This window comes from Pseudalkalibacillus hwajinpoensis, from assembly GCF_039851965.1.
Taxonomy (GTDB): domain Bacteria; phylum Bacillota; class Bacilli; order Bacillales; family Guptibacillaceae; genus Guptibacillus; species Guptibacillus hwajinpoensis_E.
The window spans coordinates 120402-137916 of record NZ_CP156674.1 but is presented as its reverse complement, the minus strand read 5'-3'; the positions used below and the strand labels follow the sequence as shown (position 1 = coordinate 137916).

General features: G+C 41.7%; 17 protein-coding genes and 1 pseudogene. 13 read left to right on the top strand and 5 right to left on the bottom strand.

The window, feature by feature from the left end; genetic code table 11:
• The first annotated feature begins 93 nt into the window (after positions 1 to 93).
• The 3 genes and pseudogenes from ABFG93_RS00690 (at position 94) to ABFG93_RS00680 (ending at position 1550) form a co-directional block, all read left to right on the top strand.
• Positions 94 to 1066, top strand: a pseudogene (locus tag ABFG93_RS00690) (aldo/keto reductase).
• 19 nt (positions 1067 to 1085) lie between these two features.
• Entirely contained in the window at positions 1086 to 1280 is a 195-nt protein-coding gene (locus ABFG93_RS00685) for a hypothetical protein (protein WP_347550070.1), read from the top strand.
• A gap of 24 nt (positions 1281 to 1304) precedes the next feature.
• Positions 1305 to 1550 carry an OsmC family protein gene (locus ABFG93_RS00680; RefSeq protein WP_347552714.1) on the top strand — a complete coding sequence of 82 codons (246 nt, stop codon included), beginning with the start codon at positions 1305 to 1307 and terminating at the stop codon, positions 1548 to 1550.
• A 95-nt stretch (positions 1551 to 1645) separates the two neighbouring features.
• Here ABFG93_RS00680 and ABFG93_RS00675 read toward each other — a convergent pair whose 3' ends face one another.
• Positions 1646 to 2530 carry a LysR family transcriptional regulator gene (locus tag ABFG93_RS00675; RefSeq protein ID WP_347550069.1) on the bottom strand — a complete coding sequence of 295 codons (885 nt, stop codon included), beginning with the start codon at positions 2528 to 2530 and terminating at the stop codon, positions 1646 to 1648.
• 173 nt (positions 2531 to 2703) lie between these two features.
• Here ABFG93_RS00675 and ABFG93_RS00670 point away from each other — a divergent pair, with 173 nt between their 5' ends.
• The 7 genes from ABFG93_RS00670 to ABFG93_RS00640 all read left to right on the top strand — a co-directional run bounded on the left by ABFG93_RS00670 (position 2704) and on the right by ABFG93_RS00640 (position 12687).
• Positions 2704 to 4881 carry a malate synthase G gene (locus ABFG93_RS00670; RefSeq protein WP_347550068.1) on the top strand — a complete coding sequence of 726 codons (2178 nt, stop codon included), beginning with the start codon at positions 2704 to 2706 and terminating at the stop codon, positions 4879 to 4881.
• Positions 4882 to 5062: 181 nt separating this feature from the next.
• Entirely contained in the window at positions 5063 to 5725 is a 663-nt protein-coding gene (locus ABFG93_RS00665) for a FadR/GntR family transcriptional regulator (RefSeq protein ID WP_347550067.1), read from the top strand.
• 14 nt (positions 5726 to 5739) lie between these two features.
• On the top strand, positions 5740 to 7020 hold the full coding sequence (locus ABFG93_RS00660; RefSeq protein ID WP_347550066.1) for an FAD-binding oxidoreductase: 1281 nt from the start codon (positions 5740 to 5742) through the stop codon (positions 7018 to 7020).
• A 1-nt stretch (position 7021) separates the two neighbouring features.
• On the top strand, positions 7022 to 8401 hold the full coding sequence (locus ABFG93_RS00655; RefSeq protein ID WP_347550065.1) for a (Fe-S)-binding protein: 1380 nt from the start codon (positions 7022 to 7024) through the stop codon (positions 8399 to 8401).
• A gap of 7 nt (positions 8402 to 8408) precedes the next feature.
• Positions 8409 to 9866: an FAD-linked oxidase C-terminal domain-containing protein gene (locus ABFG93_RS00650; protein ID WP_347552713.1), complete on the top strand. Its 1458-nt coding sequence runs from the start codon at positions 8409 to 8411 to the stop codon at positions 9864 to 9866.
• A gap of 25 nt (positions 9867 to 9891) precedes the next feature.
• Positions 9892 to 10677 (top strand): fumarylacetoacetate hydrolase family protein, encoded by a 786-nt coding sequence (locus ABFG93_RS00645; RefSeq protein WP_347550064.1) that lies wholly within the window; start codon positions 9892 to 9894, stop codon positions 10675 to 10677.
• Positions 10678 to 10899: 222 nt separating this feature from the next.
• Positions 10900 to 12687, top strand: coding sequence for an L-lactate permease (locus ABFG93_RS00640; RefSeq protein WP_347550063.1), 1788 nt, complete (start codon positions 10900 to 10902; stop codon positions 12685 to 12687).
• Positions 12688 to 12831: 144 nt separating this feature from the next.
• Here the strand turns inward: ABFG93_RS00640 and ABFG93_RS00635 are convergent, their stop codons facing one another.
• The gene (locus tag ABFG93_RS00635; RefSeq protein ID WP_347550062.1) at positions 12832 to 13848 is read right to left on the bottom strand and encodes an LLM class flavin-dependent oxidoreductase; all 1017 of its coding nucleotides are present in this window, start codon (positions 13846 to 13848) and stop codon (positions 12832 to 12834) included.
• Positions 13849 to 14115: 267 nt separating this feature from the next.
• On the opposite strand from ABFG93_RS00635, the gene ABFG93_RS00630 reads away from it, so the two are divergent.
• On the top strand, positions 14116 to 14373 hold the full coding sequence (locus ABFG93_RS00630) for a hypothetical protein (RefSeq protein ID WP_347550061.1): 258 nt from the start codon (positions 14116 to 14118) through the stop codon (positions 14371 to 14373).
• Positions 14374 to 14388: 15 nt separating this feature from the next.
• Here ABFG93_RS00630 and ABFG93_RS00625 read toward each other — a convergent pair whose 3' ends face one another.
• From ABFG93_RS00625 to ABFG93_RS00615, 3 genes are read right to left on the bottom strand one after another with little or no spacing between them, the layout of a single operon-like run.
• Positions 14389 to 14694 carry an L-lactate permease gene (locus tag ABFG93_RS00625; RefSeq protein WP_347552712.1) on the bottom strand — a complete coding sequence of 102 codons (306 nt, stop codon included), beginning with the start codon at positions 14692 to 14694 and terminating at the stop codon, positions 14389 to 14391.
• Between the two features lie 32 nt (positions 14695 to 14726).
• Complete coding sequence (locus ABFG93_RS00620; RefSeq protein WP_347550060.1) at positions 14727 to 15047, bottom strand: L-lactate permease; 321 nt, start codon at positions 15045 to 15047, stop codon at positions 14727 to 14729.
• The gene (locus ABFG93_RS00615; protein ID WP_347550059.1) at positions 15035 to 15676 is read right to left on the bottom strand and encodes an L-lactate permease; all 642 of its coding nucleotides are present in this window, start codon (positions 15674 to 15676) and stop codon (positions 15035 to 15037) included. Before ABFG93_RS00615 ends, ABFG93_RS00620 begins: the two co-directional genes overlap by 13 nt.
• Positions 15677 to 15968: 292 nt before the next feature.
• On the opposite strand from ABFG93_RS00615, the gene ABFG93_RS00610 reads away from it, so the two are divergent.
• Both ABFG93_RS00610 and rlmN read left to right on the top strand, forming a co-directional pair.
• On the top strand, positions 15969 to 16199 hold the full coding sequence (locus tag ABFG93_RS00610; protein WP_347550058.1) for a hypothetical protein: 231 nt from the start codon (positions 15969 to 15971) through the stop codon (positions 16197 to 16199).
• A 232-nt stretch (positions 16200 to 16431) separates the two neighbouring features.
• Positions 16432 to 17499 (top strand): 23S rRNA (adenine(2503)-C(2))-methyltransferase RlmN, encoded by a 1068-nt coding sequence (rlmN, locus tag ABFG93_RS00605; protein WP_347550057.1) that lies wholly within the window; start codon positions 16432 to 16434, stop codon positions 17497 to 17499.
• Positions 17500 to 17515: the final 16 nt, after the last annotated feature.

Genomic DNA, 17515 nt, shown 5'->3' with positions numbered 1-17515 from the left:
GAAAGTTTTATGATATCGGTTTAATGATTGTGATAGAGGGAAATTCCCATGTAATGGTAGCTCATTCAAATTTATTGGAGGCTGGTCAAAATTATGAAATATCGTCAATTAGGCCACACAGATCTTAACGTAAGTGAAGTAAGCTTCGGAACATGGGCCATAGGTGGTGCATGGGGAAAAACAAATGACGAAGAAGCATTAAAAGCTCTACAATTCGCAATTAATGCAGGTGTTAATTTTTTTGACACGGCTGACGTTTATGGAGATGGTCATAGTGAAGAACTTCTGGCCAAAGCAACGAAAGGGAAGGAAAAAGATATTCATATTGCAACGAAGTTTTGTCGAGCAGGTGATATATATGATCCAGAAACCTATTCTGAAGAAGCGGTTAGAGCATATCTCGATGGAAGTTTAGAGCGACTTGAACGCGATCAAATTGATCTCTTTCAAATCCATTGTCCGCCGATTGAAATTTTAAGAGATGGAAAGGTATTTGATGTGCTGGACAAGCTGAAAAGTGAAGGGTAAATACGCTATTACGGTGTCAGTGTAGAGACGCTTATTGTGCCTTGATTATCCGAATGTGAGCACACTGCAGGTTATCTTTAATATTTTTCGCCAAAAACCTCTTGAGGAACTGTTTCCCAAAGCTTATAAGCAAGGTGTAGGCATACTTACGCGAGTTCCGCTTGCGAGTGGGCTCCTAACAGGCAAATTCAAGAAGAATTCATCATTTGAAAGTGACGATCACCGGAAGTTTAATCATAATGGAGAGTCATTCAATGTAGGTGAAACCTTTGCAGGTATTGAGTTTGAAAAGGGTGTTGAGTTAAGCGACGAAATCAACTGGATTGGAAGAAATAGAGGAAGCATGACATCCGCTGCTCTGAAATGGATTCTTGAACATCAAGAAATTTCGTGCGTCATTCCAGGGTTTAGAAATGTACAGCAAGTGGAAGAAAATCTTCAAGCAGTTGAAGTCGCAGATTTTACTAAGGAAGAAATGGAAAAGCTCAAGGAGTTTTATCAACAGGAGGTTCATGGATTGATTAGAGGTGCTTATTAAATGAAAGGGAGAGGATCGTATGAGTAACCCCATTGAAATCGCGAATATCCGGATCGAACAGGATAAAGGTAAAAATCGACGTGCTTACATTGCCAATTTCGAAGATCCCGTTCAATATGGGGTACACGGTGGGGTAAAGGAATTTTATAAAGCTTCTCCTGAAGAGGAGCATCCATCAACACTAGACCATATCGTAGCTGCAGCGGGTGGCTGACTAACCGGTACATTATCAGGTGCGCTGGAAGCGCGCCATATACCGACATTTCCAAATAAGCTATCAGGAAATTTTGAGGGGATCATTGAAGCGTCAGACGGTGTTCTTAAAATCACGAAAATAAGATGTCATTACAAGTTGACAATCCCCGAAGGGAAGAGAGAAGCAGCAGAGCGAGCACTTCAAGTGTTTGAACGCGGATGCCCGGTCGCAGAGACATTAAAAGGCTGTGTGGCATTTGAGCATGATTGGGAAATAGAAGAGGAATAGATCAAAAGCTGATGTATGGACCAGACATACATCAGCTTTATATTTTTTCTGTTTTCCTTCTAATTGCCGATCCCACCTAATTGAGGTAGAGGGCATTACTTTTCAATAATCGGTTCTGCTAGTTTAATAAACTCTTTGACAGCAAAAGGCAAATATTTATTTCGTTTCCAGATCATACCGAGCTCTAGATTAACATTTGAACAAGTGAGCTTTAGCGATTTGATTGCAGGGTTTTGGATGGTTAAAGTGATTTTACTAGGAAGCAGGGCAACACCGAGTCTAGCTTCTACCATTTCAATCATGAAATCTTTTTGAGAGCTCTGACAGACGATGTTCGGATAAAATCCTTTGTTAGAGCATTCTTCCAAAATTCGATCATGCAGGGTGAAGTCGTCGCGATATAAAATGAAAGGTTCGTATTCAAGATCAGCAAGGTCAACTTCAGAGTAAACCGCAAGCGGATGCTCACTATGAACAATCAACATTAGCGGATCCTTAATGACTTGGACCGCTTCAAAGCTGTTATTTTTGAGTGGCGTGTTACAAATCAAACCAATATCAAGAGAGCCATCATCCACTCCTTGCTTGATCCTTTTTGAACCAACTTCAGTTAACAAAATCTCTACCGTCGGGTAAAGTGCCTTGAACTGACTGATTAATTTTGAAAAAAAAGCGGCGCCAATGATAGGCGGAATGCCAATTTTAATTTCTCCCTTTTTTAATTCTGTGATATCTGAGAGTTCAGTTGTTAGATTCCGAAAAGCACTCAGTACATGCTGGGCATTGATGAGAACGGCTTTACCAGCATCGGTTAATTCCAATTGCTTTGATCTGTAGAATAGAGGGACCCCAAGCTCAGTTTCTAAATTCTTAATCGCTTTACTAATCGATGGCTGTGATACATGTAGTGTTGAAGCAGCTTTTGTAAAGCTCAGCTGCTTTGCAACTTCTGAAAAATATTCAAGATGACGGATTTCCAAACAATCACTCCAGACATGATAGATTAATAGAAAATTCTGAATTATAACTTTAGAGCATACTCAATATGCCAAATATGTATTTTATAAATAACTGATTTCATTATAAGATATTACATAACGAAAGGACAGTACCTCAATATGGTTCTGTTCACTTTATACGAGGAGGATATACGATGGAAAAATATACACAGATCGGTTCTCTACAAGTTGCTCATGAACTTTATGAATTTATTAATAAGGATGTTATTCCTGAAACAGGGGTTTCAAGCGAGCAATTTTGGATGGGGTTCGGTGACATTGTGAAAGATCTCGCTCCAAAGAATGAGAGATTATTAACCATTCGTGATGATCTCCAAAACAAATTAAATGAGTGGCATAAATCAAATCAGAAAATTGATTTTAATGAATACAAATCATTCTTAAAAAAATTGAATTACCTGGAACCTGCGACAGGTGAATTTACGATTACAACAGAAAATGTTGATGATGAAATTGCCGTTCAAGCGGGGCCACAACTAGTGGTACCTGTCAACAATGGCCGTTATGCGATTAATGCAGCAAATGCAAGATGGGGAAGTCTTTACGATGCGCTTTATGGAACTGACGCGATCAGTGAAGAAAACGGGGCGGATCGAAATGGCGACTACAACCCTGTTCGAGGAGATAAAGTGATTTCGTATGCGAAACGTTTCCTTGATTCGTCAGTTCCGTTAAAAGAAAGAAGTCATTCAGATGTGATCCGTTATTCGATTGAACAGGGCATGCTGAAGGTTCATTTTAATGACGATAATGAAAGCGTTTTAATGGATCAGAATCAATTCGCAGGGTATCAGGGGAATGAAGATGAACCAACCACTATCTTATTGAAAAACAATGAAATTCATCTTGAAATTCAAATTGATCGTTCTCATCCTATCGGTAAAGTAGACCCCGCCGGCACAAAAGATGTTTATGTGGAATCCGCTTTAACAACGATTATGGATTTTGAAGATTCAGTTACAGCTGTGGATGCCGAGGATAAAGTGCTTGTTTACCGCAACTTTCTTGGATTAATTAAAGGGGATCTTTCCGCATCGTTCCAAAAAGGAACAAAAACAATGACAAGAACATTAAACCCAGATCGAGAGTATACGTCGCCGGATGGTCAGTCCTTCTCAGTCCGTGGCCGCTCTCTTATGTTTGCGCGTAATGTCGGGCACCTAATGACGACAAACGCGGTGCTCGATCAGGACGGAAATGAAATTCCAGAAGGCATCTTGGATACGGTTATTACGGGACTAATTGCAAAACATGATGTGCTTAAAAATGGTCAGTATGAAAATTCTTCTAAGGGTTCGATCTATATTGTTAAACCTAAGATGCACGGTTCAAAAGAAGTGGCATTTGCGAATGAATTATTTAATCGAACCGAAGACTTACTTGAACTGAAGAGAAACACTATGAAAATTGGTGTGATGGATGAAGAACGTCGCACAACGCTCAACCTTCGCAACTGTATCAATGAAGTTAAGGAACGCGTTGTTTTCATCAATACTGGCTTTCTGGATCGGACAGGGGATGAAATCCATACGTCAATGGAAGCAGGACCAGTTATCCGCAAAAATGAAATGAAGAACTCGAACTGGCTTCAGAGCTATGAAAAATCCAACGTCCAACAGGGACTGAAAACCGGTTTTTCTGGAGTAGCGCAAATTGGGAAAGGAATGTGGGCAATGCCTGACTTAATGGCAGATATGCTTGCGCAAAAAGGAAGTCAGCTTCAAGCAGGAGCAAACACAGCCTGGGTACCATCGCCAACAGCCGCTACACTTCATGCGCTTCATTACCATGAAGTAAATGTCCCTAACATCCAAAAAGAGCTTTCTAAAAGCACAACGAACTATCAAGACGCTATTCTAGAGATACCCGTAGTTGAAAAAAACAATTGGAGCAAAGAGGAAGTTCAAGAAGAGCTCGATAACAATGCCCAGGGCATTCTTGGATACGTTGTACGCTGGGTAGAGCACGGCGTAGGCTGTTCGAAAGTACCGGATATTCGTAACATTGAACTAATGGAAGATCGAGCTACTCTCCGGATCTCCAGTCAGCATGTGGCAAACTGGCTCCATCACGGTGTTTGCACTCAGGATCAAGTAATGGAAACGATGAAACGGATGGCAAAAGTTGTTGACGAACAAAATGCTAACGATCCTGAATACCTTGCAATGTCAGCAAATTATAAAGACTCCGTTGCTTTCCAGGCCGCTTGCGATCTTGTTTTTAAAGGATTCGAGCAACCGAGCGGGTATACAGAACCTATTTTGCATAAACGGCGTCAAGAAGCAAAAGCAAAGGTATATGCAAAGAAGTAATCTTACTAGCAAAAGTGGCCTAAGGCTGCTTTTGCACTCTTTTACCATTCCGTTATCTGAATAATCTTAAAATACACGCGGACAAACTTGTCTGATATGTGACTTCTGAAAGGTGGTTTTCATTCTGGAGTTCAAACGAATATCCTCCCAAAAAATATCAGAAAAAGTAGAGGAACAAATAGTGCGATTAATTAAGGAAGGCAGCTACAAAGAAGGGGATAAACTTCCTTCTGTGCGAGAACTGTGTGAATCCCTTGAAGTGGGACGCTCCGCAGTCCGTGATGCGCTGACGACACTAAAAGGGAGGGGATTAGTTGAAATCAGGCATGGTGAAGGAACGTTTGTAACTGGGTTTAATCCGAAACGCTATTTTCAACATATGTTAATGCCTCATCAGAAGGAGCTCGAATCTTTATTTCAGGTTCGTGAAATCTTAGAAACAAGCATTGTCAAACTAGCTGCTGTTAATCGGACAGAGCAGGATTTAGTTGCAATGAGAACAGCTCTGGATGAGATGAGTGCTTGTCACTACGACGAAAACGGTTTTCATGATTGTCAGTTTCATCTGGCAATCGCACATGCATCAGGTAATAATATTTTGCATCATTTGCTTGAATCCATATCCCAAACCATGGGGAAATCGATGGCCGATTTTCATAGGTTAATTGCTTCTAAACCAGATCTCATTCATGACATTCATCATCAGCATGAACTTATCATGGAAATGATCGTTTGTGAAGACGCATCCGGTGCACATGAGGCGATGTTATTACACTTATCCTATGTGAAAAAGCATATGAGAAAAGGATTTTCAATACGATCTGAATTTATTGAAACACACTGAGGGAGGGGAAGGAGTTGGACAACCATTTGCTTGTTGAATTACTGACTGATTCTGGGACACGATTCGGGAATCTAAGCTCTAATGTGCTTTTTCCAGAATCTGAGGATGAAGTAGTAGCCATTGTAACAGAAGCAAATCAGTCTGGAAAGAAAATCTCTATTATGAGTGGTGGAACAAAACTCGGGTATGGGGGGCTGAAGTCAGATTATGATCTCACTCTCTCATTAAGAAAATTAACAGGTATCGTTGAACATACGGTAGGTGACATGACCGTCACAGTAAAACCCGGAACCAAGATTCGTGTACTTCAAACATACTTGCGTCAGTACAATCAAATGGTCTCATTAGATCCAGCGTTCCCATCTGCTTCTACAATTGGTGGGGTCGTTAGTGCGAACGAGAGTGGTCCTAAGCGTTTAAAGTACGGGTCGGCTAGAGATCACGTTATTGGTATGCGCGTTGTTTATCCTGATGGAAAAGTTATACGAACAGGTGGGAAAGTCGTTAAAAACGTGGCTGGGTACGATATGAACAAATTAATTATTGGTGCAATGGGGACCCTTGGAGTCATATCCGAAATCACCTTAAAATTGAGGCCGATCCCTAAATATACGAGTCTAGTCACCTTAACTGTTCGAGAAGAAGCTCTCGAGGAATTGAAAGCGTTCACAAAACAAATTCAGGATTCACTTCTAGAACCTGTTTCTCTCGAGATTCTTAGCCCTTCCCTTTCTGATCTGCTTTTTAATAAAAAAGAATATAGTCTTTTGATTGCACTCGAAGATGTTAAAAAAGCGGTGAAGTTTCAGGAAGCCTGGATTGATGAAAACAAGCCATCGGAAGCTGTGTTTTCCATACATGATCATACAGAAGACTTCTGGCAAAAGTTTAGTGATCTAGCCCCTAATGCCCTGACCGATTTTAATGAGATAACTCAGGCAGTCTTGAAAGTAGGAACAAAAAACATGGACGTTTTTCCCTTACTACAAGAGTGTAGCCGTATACAACATGAAGGTGAAGTCAGGATTACTGCACATGGTGGAGCCGGGCATGGACTAAGTAACATAGTGATCTCAGGAAACTCGGAAAAGGTCGTTCGTGTTATTCAACACATTCAAGCATTTTCAGAGAAGTTAGGTGGCTATGCGGTTGCGAAACACCTTCCGATTGAACTGAGAAAACAGCTGAATGTCTGGGGACCACAGAGTGGATATCTCAAGCTGTTTAAAGGAATTAAACTGAAGCAAGATCCCAAGAACACGCTGAATGAGCAACGCTTTATAGGAGGGATATAGCATGTCTGTAAAAGAAAAAGAGCTAACAAAATCATCACCTCCATGCACAAATAACAGTCTTAGCAATTATTTATGGGACGATCATCCTGATGAAAACAAGTGGGCAGACTGCGTACATTGTGGCATGTGTCTTGAAGCATGCCCAACCTATTTAGAAACAGGCCAGGAGCAGCATTCACCACGTGGTCGCGTTCACCTCATTAAATCCGTCGCAGAAGGAAAGCTTGAGGTAAATGAACAGTTCATGGATCCTGTTTTTCAGTGTCTTGATTGTCGGGCATGTACAACAGCTTGTCCTGCAGATGTCGATGTCGGCGGATTAATTGAAGAAGCTCGCGGACAGGTGAGGCAAGCTATGCCATTAACAGGAGTAAAGGGAGTAGTAAGCAGCTTTTTCCTGAAGGGGATTTTCCCTCATCCTAGTCGTCTCCAGTCTGCAGGTGGATTATTAAAGTTCTATCAAAAAAGCGGGCTTCAAAAAGCAGTTCGGTCGTCAGGAGTACTTCGCGTTATGCCTGACCATCTTGCTGAAATGGAAGCGATTATGCCAGAGATTCAGCAATCTGTTCACAAAAGGTATAAGAACGTGGATGTCATTCCTGCAAAAGGAGCTTCGAAAGCACAGGTAGCGATGCTGAAGGGATGTATTATGGATGTGATGTTTAGCGATATTAACGAATCAACGATCAACGTCCTCACCTACAACGGAAACGATGTAGTTCTCCCCAAAAAACAGACTTGCTGTGGTGCATTACATATTCACGCAGGTGATCGGGAGACAGGAAGGAAACTCGCGAAACAAAATATTGAAGCATTTCAAGATGCTGAAAGAGTCGTCGTTAATGCAGCCGGATGCGGTTGTGCACTTAAGGAATATCCAGAGCTTTTCCGGCATGATCCAGAATGGAAAGAAAAAGCGGAAGCATTCTCTGAAAAAGTGGAAGATATTTCGAAGTACCTTTATGACACAGGCTATGAGAAGCCGCAAAGTGCAATAAACAAGCGAATTACCTACCACGATGCCTGTCATCTAGCGCATGGACAGGGAGTAAGACATGAACCAAGGCAGCTAATTAAAGACATTCCAGGTGTTGACTACGTTGAACAGCCTAATGCGGATACATGCTGTGGCAGTGCGGGGATTTATAACATCACAAACCCTGAAATGGCGTCCGCCGTTCTTGAACGGAAAATGGAGCATGTCCCTGAAGACGTCGAAATGATTTCAATGGGTAACCCAGGTTGTATGCTCCAAATGGCCATGGGAGTTCAGAAATATGGTCGGGGTGGACAGGTCGTTCACACCGTACAGCTTCTTGACTGGGCTTATCAGGAAGATGTTAAGAAGGGAATTGGAAATCAGGCTGCGATAAAGGAGTGAGAGCGTGCTGTTATCCAGGAAGAAAAAACAGAACATTGACCCCGATATTTTAGCGCTCACAAACATTGTAGGTGCTAAATCCATTCTTCATCATAAGGAAGATCTTTTATCTTACGATTGTGATGGGTTTACGATTCATAAAGCGATGCCAAAGGCCGTCATTTTCCCCAAAAATACGGAAGAGGTGGCGGCAGCTGTGACGTATTGTGCTGAGAATGATATCCCATTTCTAGCACGCGGCGCTGGAACAGGGTTGAGTGGAGGGGCTATCCCTTTAAACAATGAAGTGATTATTAGTCTTGTGAAGATGAAGCATCTTCTTAGCGTCGATTATGAAAATCGACAGGCTGTTGTTCAACCAGGGTTCGTTAACTTGAAACTAACAAATTCCATTTCTCATAAAGGCTATTATTATGCACCTGATCCTTCCAGTCAATATGTGTGTACGATCGGAGGGAATGTTGCGGAAAATGCCGGTGGTGCTCATTGCCTTAAATACGGGGTGACAACGAACCATATTCTCGGACTTGAAGTTGTTCTTCCTGATGGAGAAATCATTCAGATAAGCTCTAGTGGTGTTTTGGATACCCCAGGATACGACCTCCTTGGAATCTTGACAGGCTCAGAAGGAACGCTCGGCATTGTGACAAAAATCATCGTAAGGATTCTTAAGAATCCTGAAGGAAAGAAAACGGTTCTGGCTTATTTCGATCGAGTGGAAGATGGAAGTCATGCTGTATCTGATATTATTTCTGCCGGCATCATTCCTGCCGCACTTGAAATGATGGATCAAACCGCGATTGAAGGCGTTGAGGCAGGAGCTTTTCCTGTCGGACATCCAGATGATATCGAAGCTCTCTTATTAATTGAAGTGGATGGGATCGCTGAAGGAATAGAAGAGCAAATCGAACAGATTTTATCCGTTTGTGAGAATCACAATGTTCGTGATGTAAAAGTAGCTCGAGATGAAGAGGAGCGCGGACGCTGGTGGGCGAATCGGAAGACCGGATTTGGAGCGATGGGAGCAATTTCTCCTGACTACCTGGTTCAGGATGGCGTCATTCCTCGGAGTAAGCTTCCTTTAGTGCTTGAAGAAATCAGAGCGATCAGTAAAGAATATAATCTTCGCATTGCAAACATTTTTCATGCCGGAGATGGCAACTTACATCCGCTAATCTTGTTTGACTCCAGGATTGAAGGTGAAACGGAAAAGGCCTTGAAAGCGGGAACAGCATCCCTGAAAGCTTGTGCAGATGCTGGAGGCTCAATCACCGGAGAACACGGTGTTGGTATAGAGAAGAAAGAAGAAATGCGCTTTATTTTTAGCGATGATGAACTTGATGCACAGACGGCGATTCGGGATGTGTTTAATCCGGACAATCTATTAAACCAGGGTAAACTGTTTCCAACACCGAGCAGGTGTATGGATATTAAAAAAGTAATTAAGGAAGCTTCAGTAACGTAAATCCCTCATAAAAGGAGAAATGGACATGAAATTCGGAAGATTTACTTATCAGGATAAGATTCATTTTGGTGTAATGGAAGACAAGATTGTAACGATTATTGATGGAAATCCTTTTACGGATTGGTCCTATACAAATGAGAAAGTTTCCATAGAAGATATCGAGCTGCTCTCTCCCATCACACCGAGAAACATAATTGGAATTGGAGCAAACTATGTAGCGGATAAGGAATCATTACCAGACGTAATTCCAGAAATGCCCGTCTTCTTTTTCAAACCTGTGACTTCAATTGTCGGTCCAAATGAACCGGTCGTTATTCCTGACCAATTAGATGAAGTGAAATTCGAATCTGAACTCGCTGTTGTGATTGGAAAGGAAGCAAAGAACATTGAAAAAGACAGGGCGCTCGAGTACGTGTTTGGCTATACCGTTGGAAACGATGTGACTGCACCACAATTTTTCCATAATGATGGCCACTGGACGCTCGGGAAATCTTTTGACACCTTTACACCAATCGGGCCAGTAATTGAAACTGAACTTGATCCTTATCGCATACACGTAACAGCAAAAGTAAACGAAGAATTGAAGCAAGACAGTCCAACAGAGTGGATGATTGTACCGATTAAAGAGATGATTGCTTATCTTTCAACAGTCATGACCCTTCATCCAGGGGATGTTATCCTTACCGGAAGTCCAACGGGTGCACATTTCGTTAAGGAGGGAGATATGATCACATGTCATATCAAGGAAATCGGTTCATTGTCGAATCAATTCACGCAGACCCCTTCTCAAATCGGGGTTACTCAGAAATAAGATAAGTTTCTAACTAATTAGGGGGAAGGAAGGTAATTCCCCTCCTAACAAGATATTATTTGAAATTTCTGAATTTTGTTGAAAATGGGTGAAAATTACTATATGCTAATTTCAGCTGTTGCATAACAGATACATACTACAATAAAGCAATAAAACAGCAACTGCTTCAGGGAGGAGGATAACGTTTCATTACCAACAAATTTAATTATTGGAGGATGAGCAATGAGTACAGGATTATTAGCGATTTTATCGTTACTGCCGATTGCAGCCGTAGGTATTTTTCTCGTTGGATTAAGGTGGCCTGCAAGTAAAGCGATGCCGGTCTCATATATCGTTGCGGTTGTTCTTGCTCTGTTTGTTTGGAAAGTTCCCGGTGCTACTGTAGCCGCTGCATCGATTAATGGATTAGTTGTCGCTGCTACCTTACTGTACATTATATTCGGAGCCATACTACTCCTGAATACGCTCCAAGAAAGTGGTGGAATTAAAACGATCCGCGAAGGCTTTATCGGTATTTCACCTGACCGTCGTATTCAAGTGATTATCATTGCCTGGCTATTTGGTTCCTTCATTGAAGGTTCAGCTGGATTTGGTACCCCTGCAGCAGTAGCTGTACCACTTCTTGTAGGACTTGGTTTTCCTGCTATGGCAGCCGTTATTGCCGGCATGGTCATACAAAGTACACCCGTTTCATTTGGCGCAGTTGGGACGCCGATTCTAGTTGGTGTCCAATCCGGCTTAGCTGCTGATGCAAGCATCACCAATAATTTTCTTGCGCTTGTTACAATGGTTGGCGGCCGTGTAGCCATTCTTCACGCCATTGTTGGTACACTCATTCCTTTATTTGTTGTTGCACTTATGACTCGATTTTTTGGTAAAAACAAATCATTCCGTGAAGGCATTAAAGTGTGGAAGTTTGCGCTGTTTGCAGCTTTCGCCATGACAATTCCATATGTTATTGTAGCAAACGTATTAGGACCAGAATTCCCCTCCATGATAGGTGGTTTAGTAGGGCTCGCAATTGTTGTGACAGCGGCGAAAAAAGGATTCCTCATGCCGCCACCGGAGGAGCAATGGGATTTTGATGATAAATCTAACTGGGATCCGTCCTGGACTGGAAGTATCGAAATAAAAGACATTGCACATAAAAGCGGGCACATGTCTATGGTAAGAGCCTGGACACCCTATATACTTGTTGGTTTACTTCTCGTAGCAACAAGATTGAAAGCGCTTCCTTTAATCGATTGGTTCCAGGCCTGGACAGTTTCGATCCCCAATATCTTTGGGACTGAAATATCATCGAGCTTTCAGCCGCTTTATTTACCAGGAACCATTTTTATCATTGTGTCACTGATTACATTTGTCATTCATCAAATGAATACCACAGCCTACGTTCGAGCGTGGAAGCATTCGGGGAAAACCATGATCGCCGCATCAACAGCGCTTGTTTTCACCGTCCCGATGGTTCAAGTGTTCTTAAACTCCGGCGGAGGAGGGGCAGGGTTTGATAAAATGCCAATTGAGCTCGCCAACGGGGTTGCGGCATTAACTGGTGACTTCTGGCCGTTATTTGCTTCATTTATTGGCGGTATTGGAGCGTTTATCGCCGGTAGTAACACCGTCAGTAATATGATGTTTTCCTTATTCCAATATGATGTAGGATCTCAAATTGGTGTTGATGCTTCATGGATCGTTGCCCTTCAGGCTGTCGGTGGGGCTGCAGGAAACATGATCTGCGTGCATAACGTTGTAGCAGCATCTGCCGTGGTAGGACTTGTTGGTAAGGAAGGCGAAGTTATTCGAAAAACTCTCATCCCGTTCGTCTATTACGCAACAATGGCAGGAGCTCTCGGCTATTCGATTGTCTGGACAACTGAAAAAGGCATTTTTAACCTTGGTACGATTATCGCAACCATCATTGCAGCTGCAGCGATCTATATCATTGCAACAAACCGTTCCCGAAGTCCAGTCATTACGGTTGATAATAAACCGTTTAAATCAGCTAAATAAATTAGTAAAGCATCTGCCGAATTAGGGCAGGTGCTTTTGGATGCTACAATGTTTTTGATTCAATAAGTGATCCCAGTTCAGTTATTCTTTTAGACGGCTGTTACTTAAAAAGCCTGATTCCAACGGAACCAGGCTTTAGAATAATTAACCTTTTGTTATATCAGAAAGAAGCTTGTACGAATGCTTGCGTTTATCTTGATCATAAATGGAGGAAATAACCATCATTTCGTCCGCCTGAGTAGCATCTAGAAATTCTTGCATTTTCATTTGAACCGTCTCAGGTCCACCAATTATGGAAGTTGCAAGTTGTTGATCAAGAGCTGCCAGTTCATATTCACTGGCATTAAGGTTTTCAACCGGTGGCTGCATAGGTACTTGGTTATTTCGTATTAAATTTAGAAATTGCTGTTGAAGTGTTGTTGCAAGGAAGTTTGCCTCTTCATCCGAATCTGCCGCAATCACATTAACTCCAACCATAGCGTAAGGCTGATCAAGCACTTTAGATGGTTTGAAGTGCTGACGATATGTTTCTAAAGCACTAATGGTGTTTTTCGGTGAAAAGTGGCTGGCAAATGAATATGGAAGTCCTAATTCTCCTGCAAGTTCCGCGCTATATAAACTCGATCCAAGTAACCATATCGGAACATCAAGGCCTTCACCTGGCACAGCGCGAACCGGAGAAGTCCCCGCACTTAAAGATGGGTCGAAATAAGACCGTAATTCAGCTAGCAATTCTGGGAAGTCCTGCCCCATAGAACCCTGGCCTCTTCTCAATGCAAACGCAGTGCGCTGATCGGTACCAGGCGCACGCCCCAGTCCAAGGTCAATTCGACCAGGGAAGAGAGATTCAAGCGTTCCAAATTGTTCTGCAATAACAAGGGGAGCATGGTTGGGAAGCATGACGCCACCTGAACCCACTCGAATTGTTGACGTTCCTGCAGCAACATGACCAATGACAACTGATGTTGCTGAACTAGCAATGAAAGGCATATTGTGGTGTTCTGCGAGCCAGAACCGATTATATCCTAAACTTTCTACATACTGCGCTAGATCTCTTGTCCGGTGAAGAGCATCAGAGATGGCTCCAACTTCGGTTACAGGAGCTAAATCCAGCACGGAATATTGAATATCATGTAATTGTTTTTGATGAGTTTTTGACATGTTTTCATCTTCTTTCCATAATATTGTAGATTTCATCGATCTTTCGATTGATAGAATTCCTACATAATCATTACTCTGATCGTTTAGTTCTTCCTAGATTCATAGGCTAAGTATTAGGATCTCAATCTATTAGAATGAAAAACCTATCCTTAATTTTATCAGGGGTGTAATCTAATAGAAAACAATCCGCTCACACTGTGATATCGAGGTATACCAGAAGCTTGAGAGGTTCATACTGGAGATAGACTAAGAGAGGAGCGGAAGAGGATGAAAGAACAGCGATATAGAGTAATGTTTGTTTATCGAATGAGAAGTGTTGGATTCTTATGTATTCATTGTTTTGATACGGTGGAAAAACAAATCGTGACAGTGCCTGTATTTAGTGGTTATCAAGGCATCGAAATGGATCACAGTTCAATGCAGAAATTTCCTGAAGAACTGAAGCTTACACTTTTAAGTGAAAAAGAGAAGATTGATCGAGGGTTTTATTCCATTCGCACATGGGATGTTGAGAATTTCGGATAATAGAAAAGCAGCCATTCATCTCATGAATGGCTGCTTTTCTATTATTAAAGAAGGAGAATAGCAACGAATCCAAGAACTCCTGAAGCTACCGCGTAAAAAATCATCGGTCCAATCGTCATTCGAATGATTGTTCCTTCCTTTCCAACCATATCTACTACAGATGCAGCTGGCTAGGACATTCAGTACACAAATCATATTTCCGGCATTTGCGCCAAGCACCTGAAGCGCGAGTACAAGCTGCTCATTCATTTGCAGCTGATCGGCAACACTGAATTGAAATAGAGAGAACATCATGTTACTGAACGTCGCACTTCCAGAGATTAAGGATCCAAGTACACCGATAGAGGGGGCAACTAGTGGCAGGCATCGCCGACAGAATTAGCTACGAGCGTTGCCAGTTCCATGGGCATGCTCATTAAATCTGCACCATTTACTTCAGAGTTAATAAAAATCCTTACCATCGGTACAGCTGTACCGAGCGCTATGACTGTACCCGCCATGGTTTTTATGGAGCTCATAAATGTACTGGCGACACTCTTAAAGCTCATTTTATGGATAACAATTGTGATTACAATGACAACAATGAAGATGGTGCCAGGCAAATAGAATGGTTCAAAAGACGTGCTGATTTCTGTGCCAAGAATCTGGTTCCACCCAACTTTTACAGAACGCAACCATTCTTTAAGCGGTAGGCGTTAATTCTTGTAAGTACTAAGAAGACCGCTACAAGAAGGTAGGGCAACCACGCAATCCAGAGCGGGAGAATTTTCCTCACTGTCAAGTCAACGTCAGCAGCTTTGGATTCTTCAAAATCCCATGACTGATCAGGGAGTAAAAATCCCTGTTTTGCTGCTGGAACAACAATCCCAAGGCCAACTAATCCTCCTATGATAGAAGGAAACTCCGGTCCAAGAAATGTCGCCACCATAAAGGCCGGAACAGTAAAACTAAAACCTGCAAAGATAGCAAATTTCCATAGAGCTAATCCTTCACGCCAGGAGTGATTCTTGCCAAAAAATTTTGTAAGGATCATGACTATAATTAGCGGAATAAGACTACCTACGAATAAATCAATAATCACAGCACTTTGTGTTACAGACTGGAGATAGTCTGCCATCGTTTGATCACCAAGAGATGCTGCCACTTGATCGGCAATAGCAGGTCCCTGACGAAGCCCCTGGTCAACACCGACGATCACAGGTGTTCCGACTGCTCCAAATGAGACAGGACTACTATCGGCAATAAGGGCAAGGGCGACAGCAGCTAGCGGCTGCAATTTGAATCGCTGGGATTTTCCAGACAAGATAGGCAGCCATTACGGTAAATAGGAAGCTAATTGGCATGGCAAGTGTAGCGGGCAGTCTAAGTGACCAACAATAGATATACAGCCAGTACAGGAGTCAGTGCAGTTAATAGTTCAATACCATTCATGTCATTCACCCTAATCCGTATGACTTTATTTTTTGTGATATGATTCACATATAATGATAAATGAAAATTCATTTACACAAAGTGATATTTGTCACATAGAATTGGTGTGCCCAGTATGAGTTCTGATAAAATAGCATTAGAATCATTACGAAGGAGCTGTTTTGATGTTAAATAAAGTAGATTATTTTTTCTATCCAGTCGAGGTAAGGCAACCAACGGGAGCAGAGGTTACATATTATTGGGAAATTAGTGTTGCGGAATACAATGGTAAAATCTATGCTTATGCCAAAGCCGATGAATTTGGTAGAAAGATTCGCTGGCATGAAAGTGACCAGCCTGATAAAGAAACAGCGCTATCTGTTATTATGGAAAGGTGTAAGTCCCAAAGTAAATAAGGCAAAGAGAAGCTGGCGAAAACTTCGTTGGCTTTTTTTAAAAATTCCTCGTTTTTGTTTTATTCTGTTACTGAAACTAAAATTTTCGAAAAGAAGAGTTTTCCATTGATTAAGGTAACTGAGAATCAATTATTTTTGATGAATTGAAGGAATCCAGACTAACTGGTTGCGACTTGGTTATACTTCTAGTAGTATTAAAATGAATGGCTAAGAATTGAAAAGAGGGTTATACATGAAACAATCAATATACGGATTAACGTTTGATCAGCTAACTGAATGGTTGCTTGAACGTGGCCACAAGAAATTCCGTGCTTCTCAAGTGTGGGATTGGCTTTATAAGAAGCGAGTAAAAGAATTCTCTCAAATGAATAATGTAAATAAAGATTGTATCAAGCTGTTAGAAGAAAACTTTGCGATCCAGACATTAACACAGGAAATTAAGCAGGAATCTTCTGACGGTACGATTAAATTCTTATTCAAATTACAGGACGGCAATGTCATTGAGACGGTTCTTATGCGGTTCCATTACGGTCTATCTGTTTGTGTGACAACTCAAGTTGGCTGTAACATCGGTTGCTCATTCTGTGCAAGTGGACTACTAAAGAAGAGCCGTGACCTTACAAGCGGTGAAATTGTTGAGCAGATCATGAATGTGCAGCACGCACTTGATGAAAAAGCCCAGGAAGAACGCGTAAGTCACATCGTAATTATGGGAATCGGTGAACCATTCGATAACTACGATAATATGATGGACTTCCTTCATGTCGTAAATTCTCAAAAAGGTCTTTGCATTGGTGCGCGTCATATTACTGTTTCAACAAGTGGACTTGCCAAACAAATTTACGACTTTGCGAATGAAGATCTTCAGGTGAACCTTGCGATCTCTCTACACGCTCCTAACGATGAGCTCCGTACGAGAATTATGAAAATCAACAAAGCTTATCCACTTGGAAAGCTCATGCCTGCAATTGACTATTATCTTGAGAAAACTAATCGCAGAATTACGTTTGAGTACATTATGCTAAAAGACGTAAACGATCACAAGGAAGAAGCTGAACAGCTTGCTAAGCTTTTAAGTGATAAGCGTCATCTATCGTACGTAAACTTGATACCTTACAATCCAGTAGATGATCACTCTTATCAGCGTAGTGAAAAAGAGTCAATTCTAGCGTTCTACGACACGCTTAAGAAAAGAGGCATTAACTGTGTCATCCGTCATGAGAATGGTACTGACATCGATGCAGCTTGTGGACAGTTACGTAGTAAGCAAGTGAAAAAGCTTGAGAACGTCGGGAAGTAATCTTACCACTAAAAAC

Excerpts from the sequence above, each read along its gene's own strand:
- ABFG93_RS00610 (WP_347550058.1), top strand. The coding sequence starts at position 15,969 with ATGTTAAATAAAGTAGATTATTTTTTCTATCCAGTCGAGGTAAGGCAA.
- ABFG93_RS00645 (WP_347550064.1), top strand. The coding sequence starts at position 9,892 with ATGAAATTCGGAAGATTTACTTATCAGGATAAGATTCATTTTGGTGTA.
- ABFG93_RS00670 (WP_347550068.1), top strand. The coding sequence starts at position 2,704 with ATGGAAAAATATACACAGATCGGTTCTCTACAAGTTGCTCATGAACTT.
- rlmN (WP_347550057.1), top strand. The coding sequence starts at position 16,432 with ATGAAACAATCAATATACGGATTAACGTTTGATCAGCTAACTGAATGG.
- ABFG93_RS00655 (WP_347550065.1), top strand. The coding sequence starts at position 7,022 with ATGTCTGTAAAAGAAAAAGAGCTAACAAAATCATCACCTCCATGCACA.
- ABFG93_RS00635 (WP_347550062.1), bottom strand. The coding sequence starts at position 13,848 with ATGTCAAAAACTCATCAAAAACAATTACATGATATTCAATATTCCGTG.
- ABFG93_RS00630 (WP_347550061.1), top strand. The coding sequence starts at position 14,116 with ATGAAAGAACAGCGATATAGAGTAATGTTTGTTTATCGAATGAGAAGT.
- ABFG93_RS00685 (WP_347550070.1), top strand. The coding sequence starts at position 1,086 with ATGAGTAACCCCATTGAAATCGCGAATATCCGGATCGAACAGGATAAA.
- ABFG93_RS00640 (WP_347550063.1), top strand. The coding sequence starts at position 10,900 with ATGAGTACAGGATTATTAGCGATTTTATCGTTACTGCCGATTGCAGCC.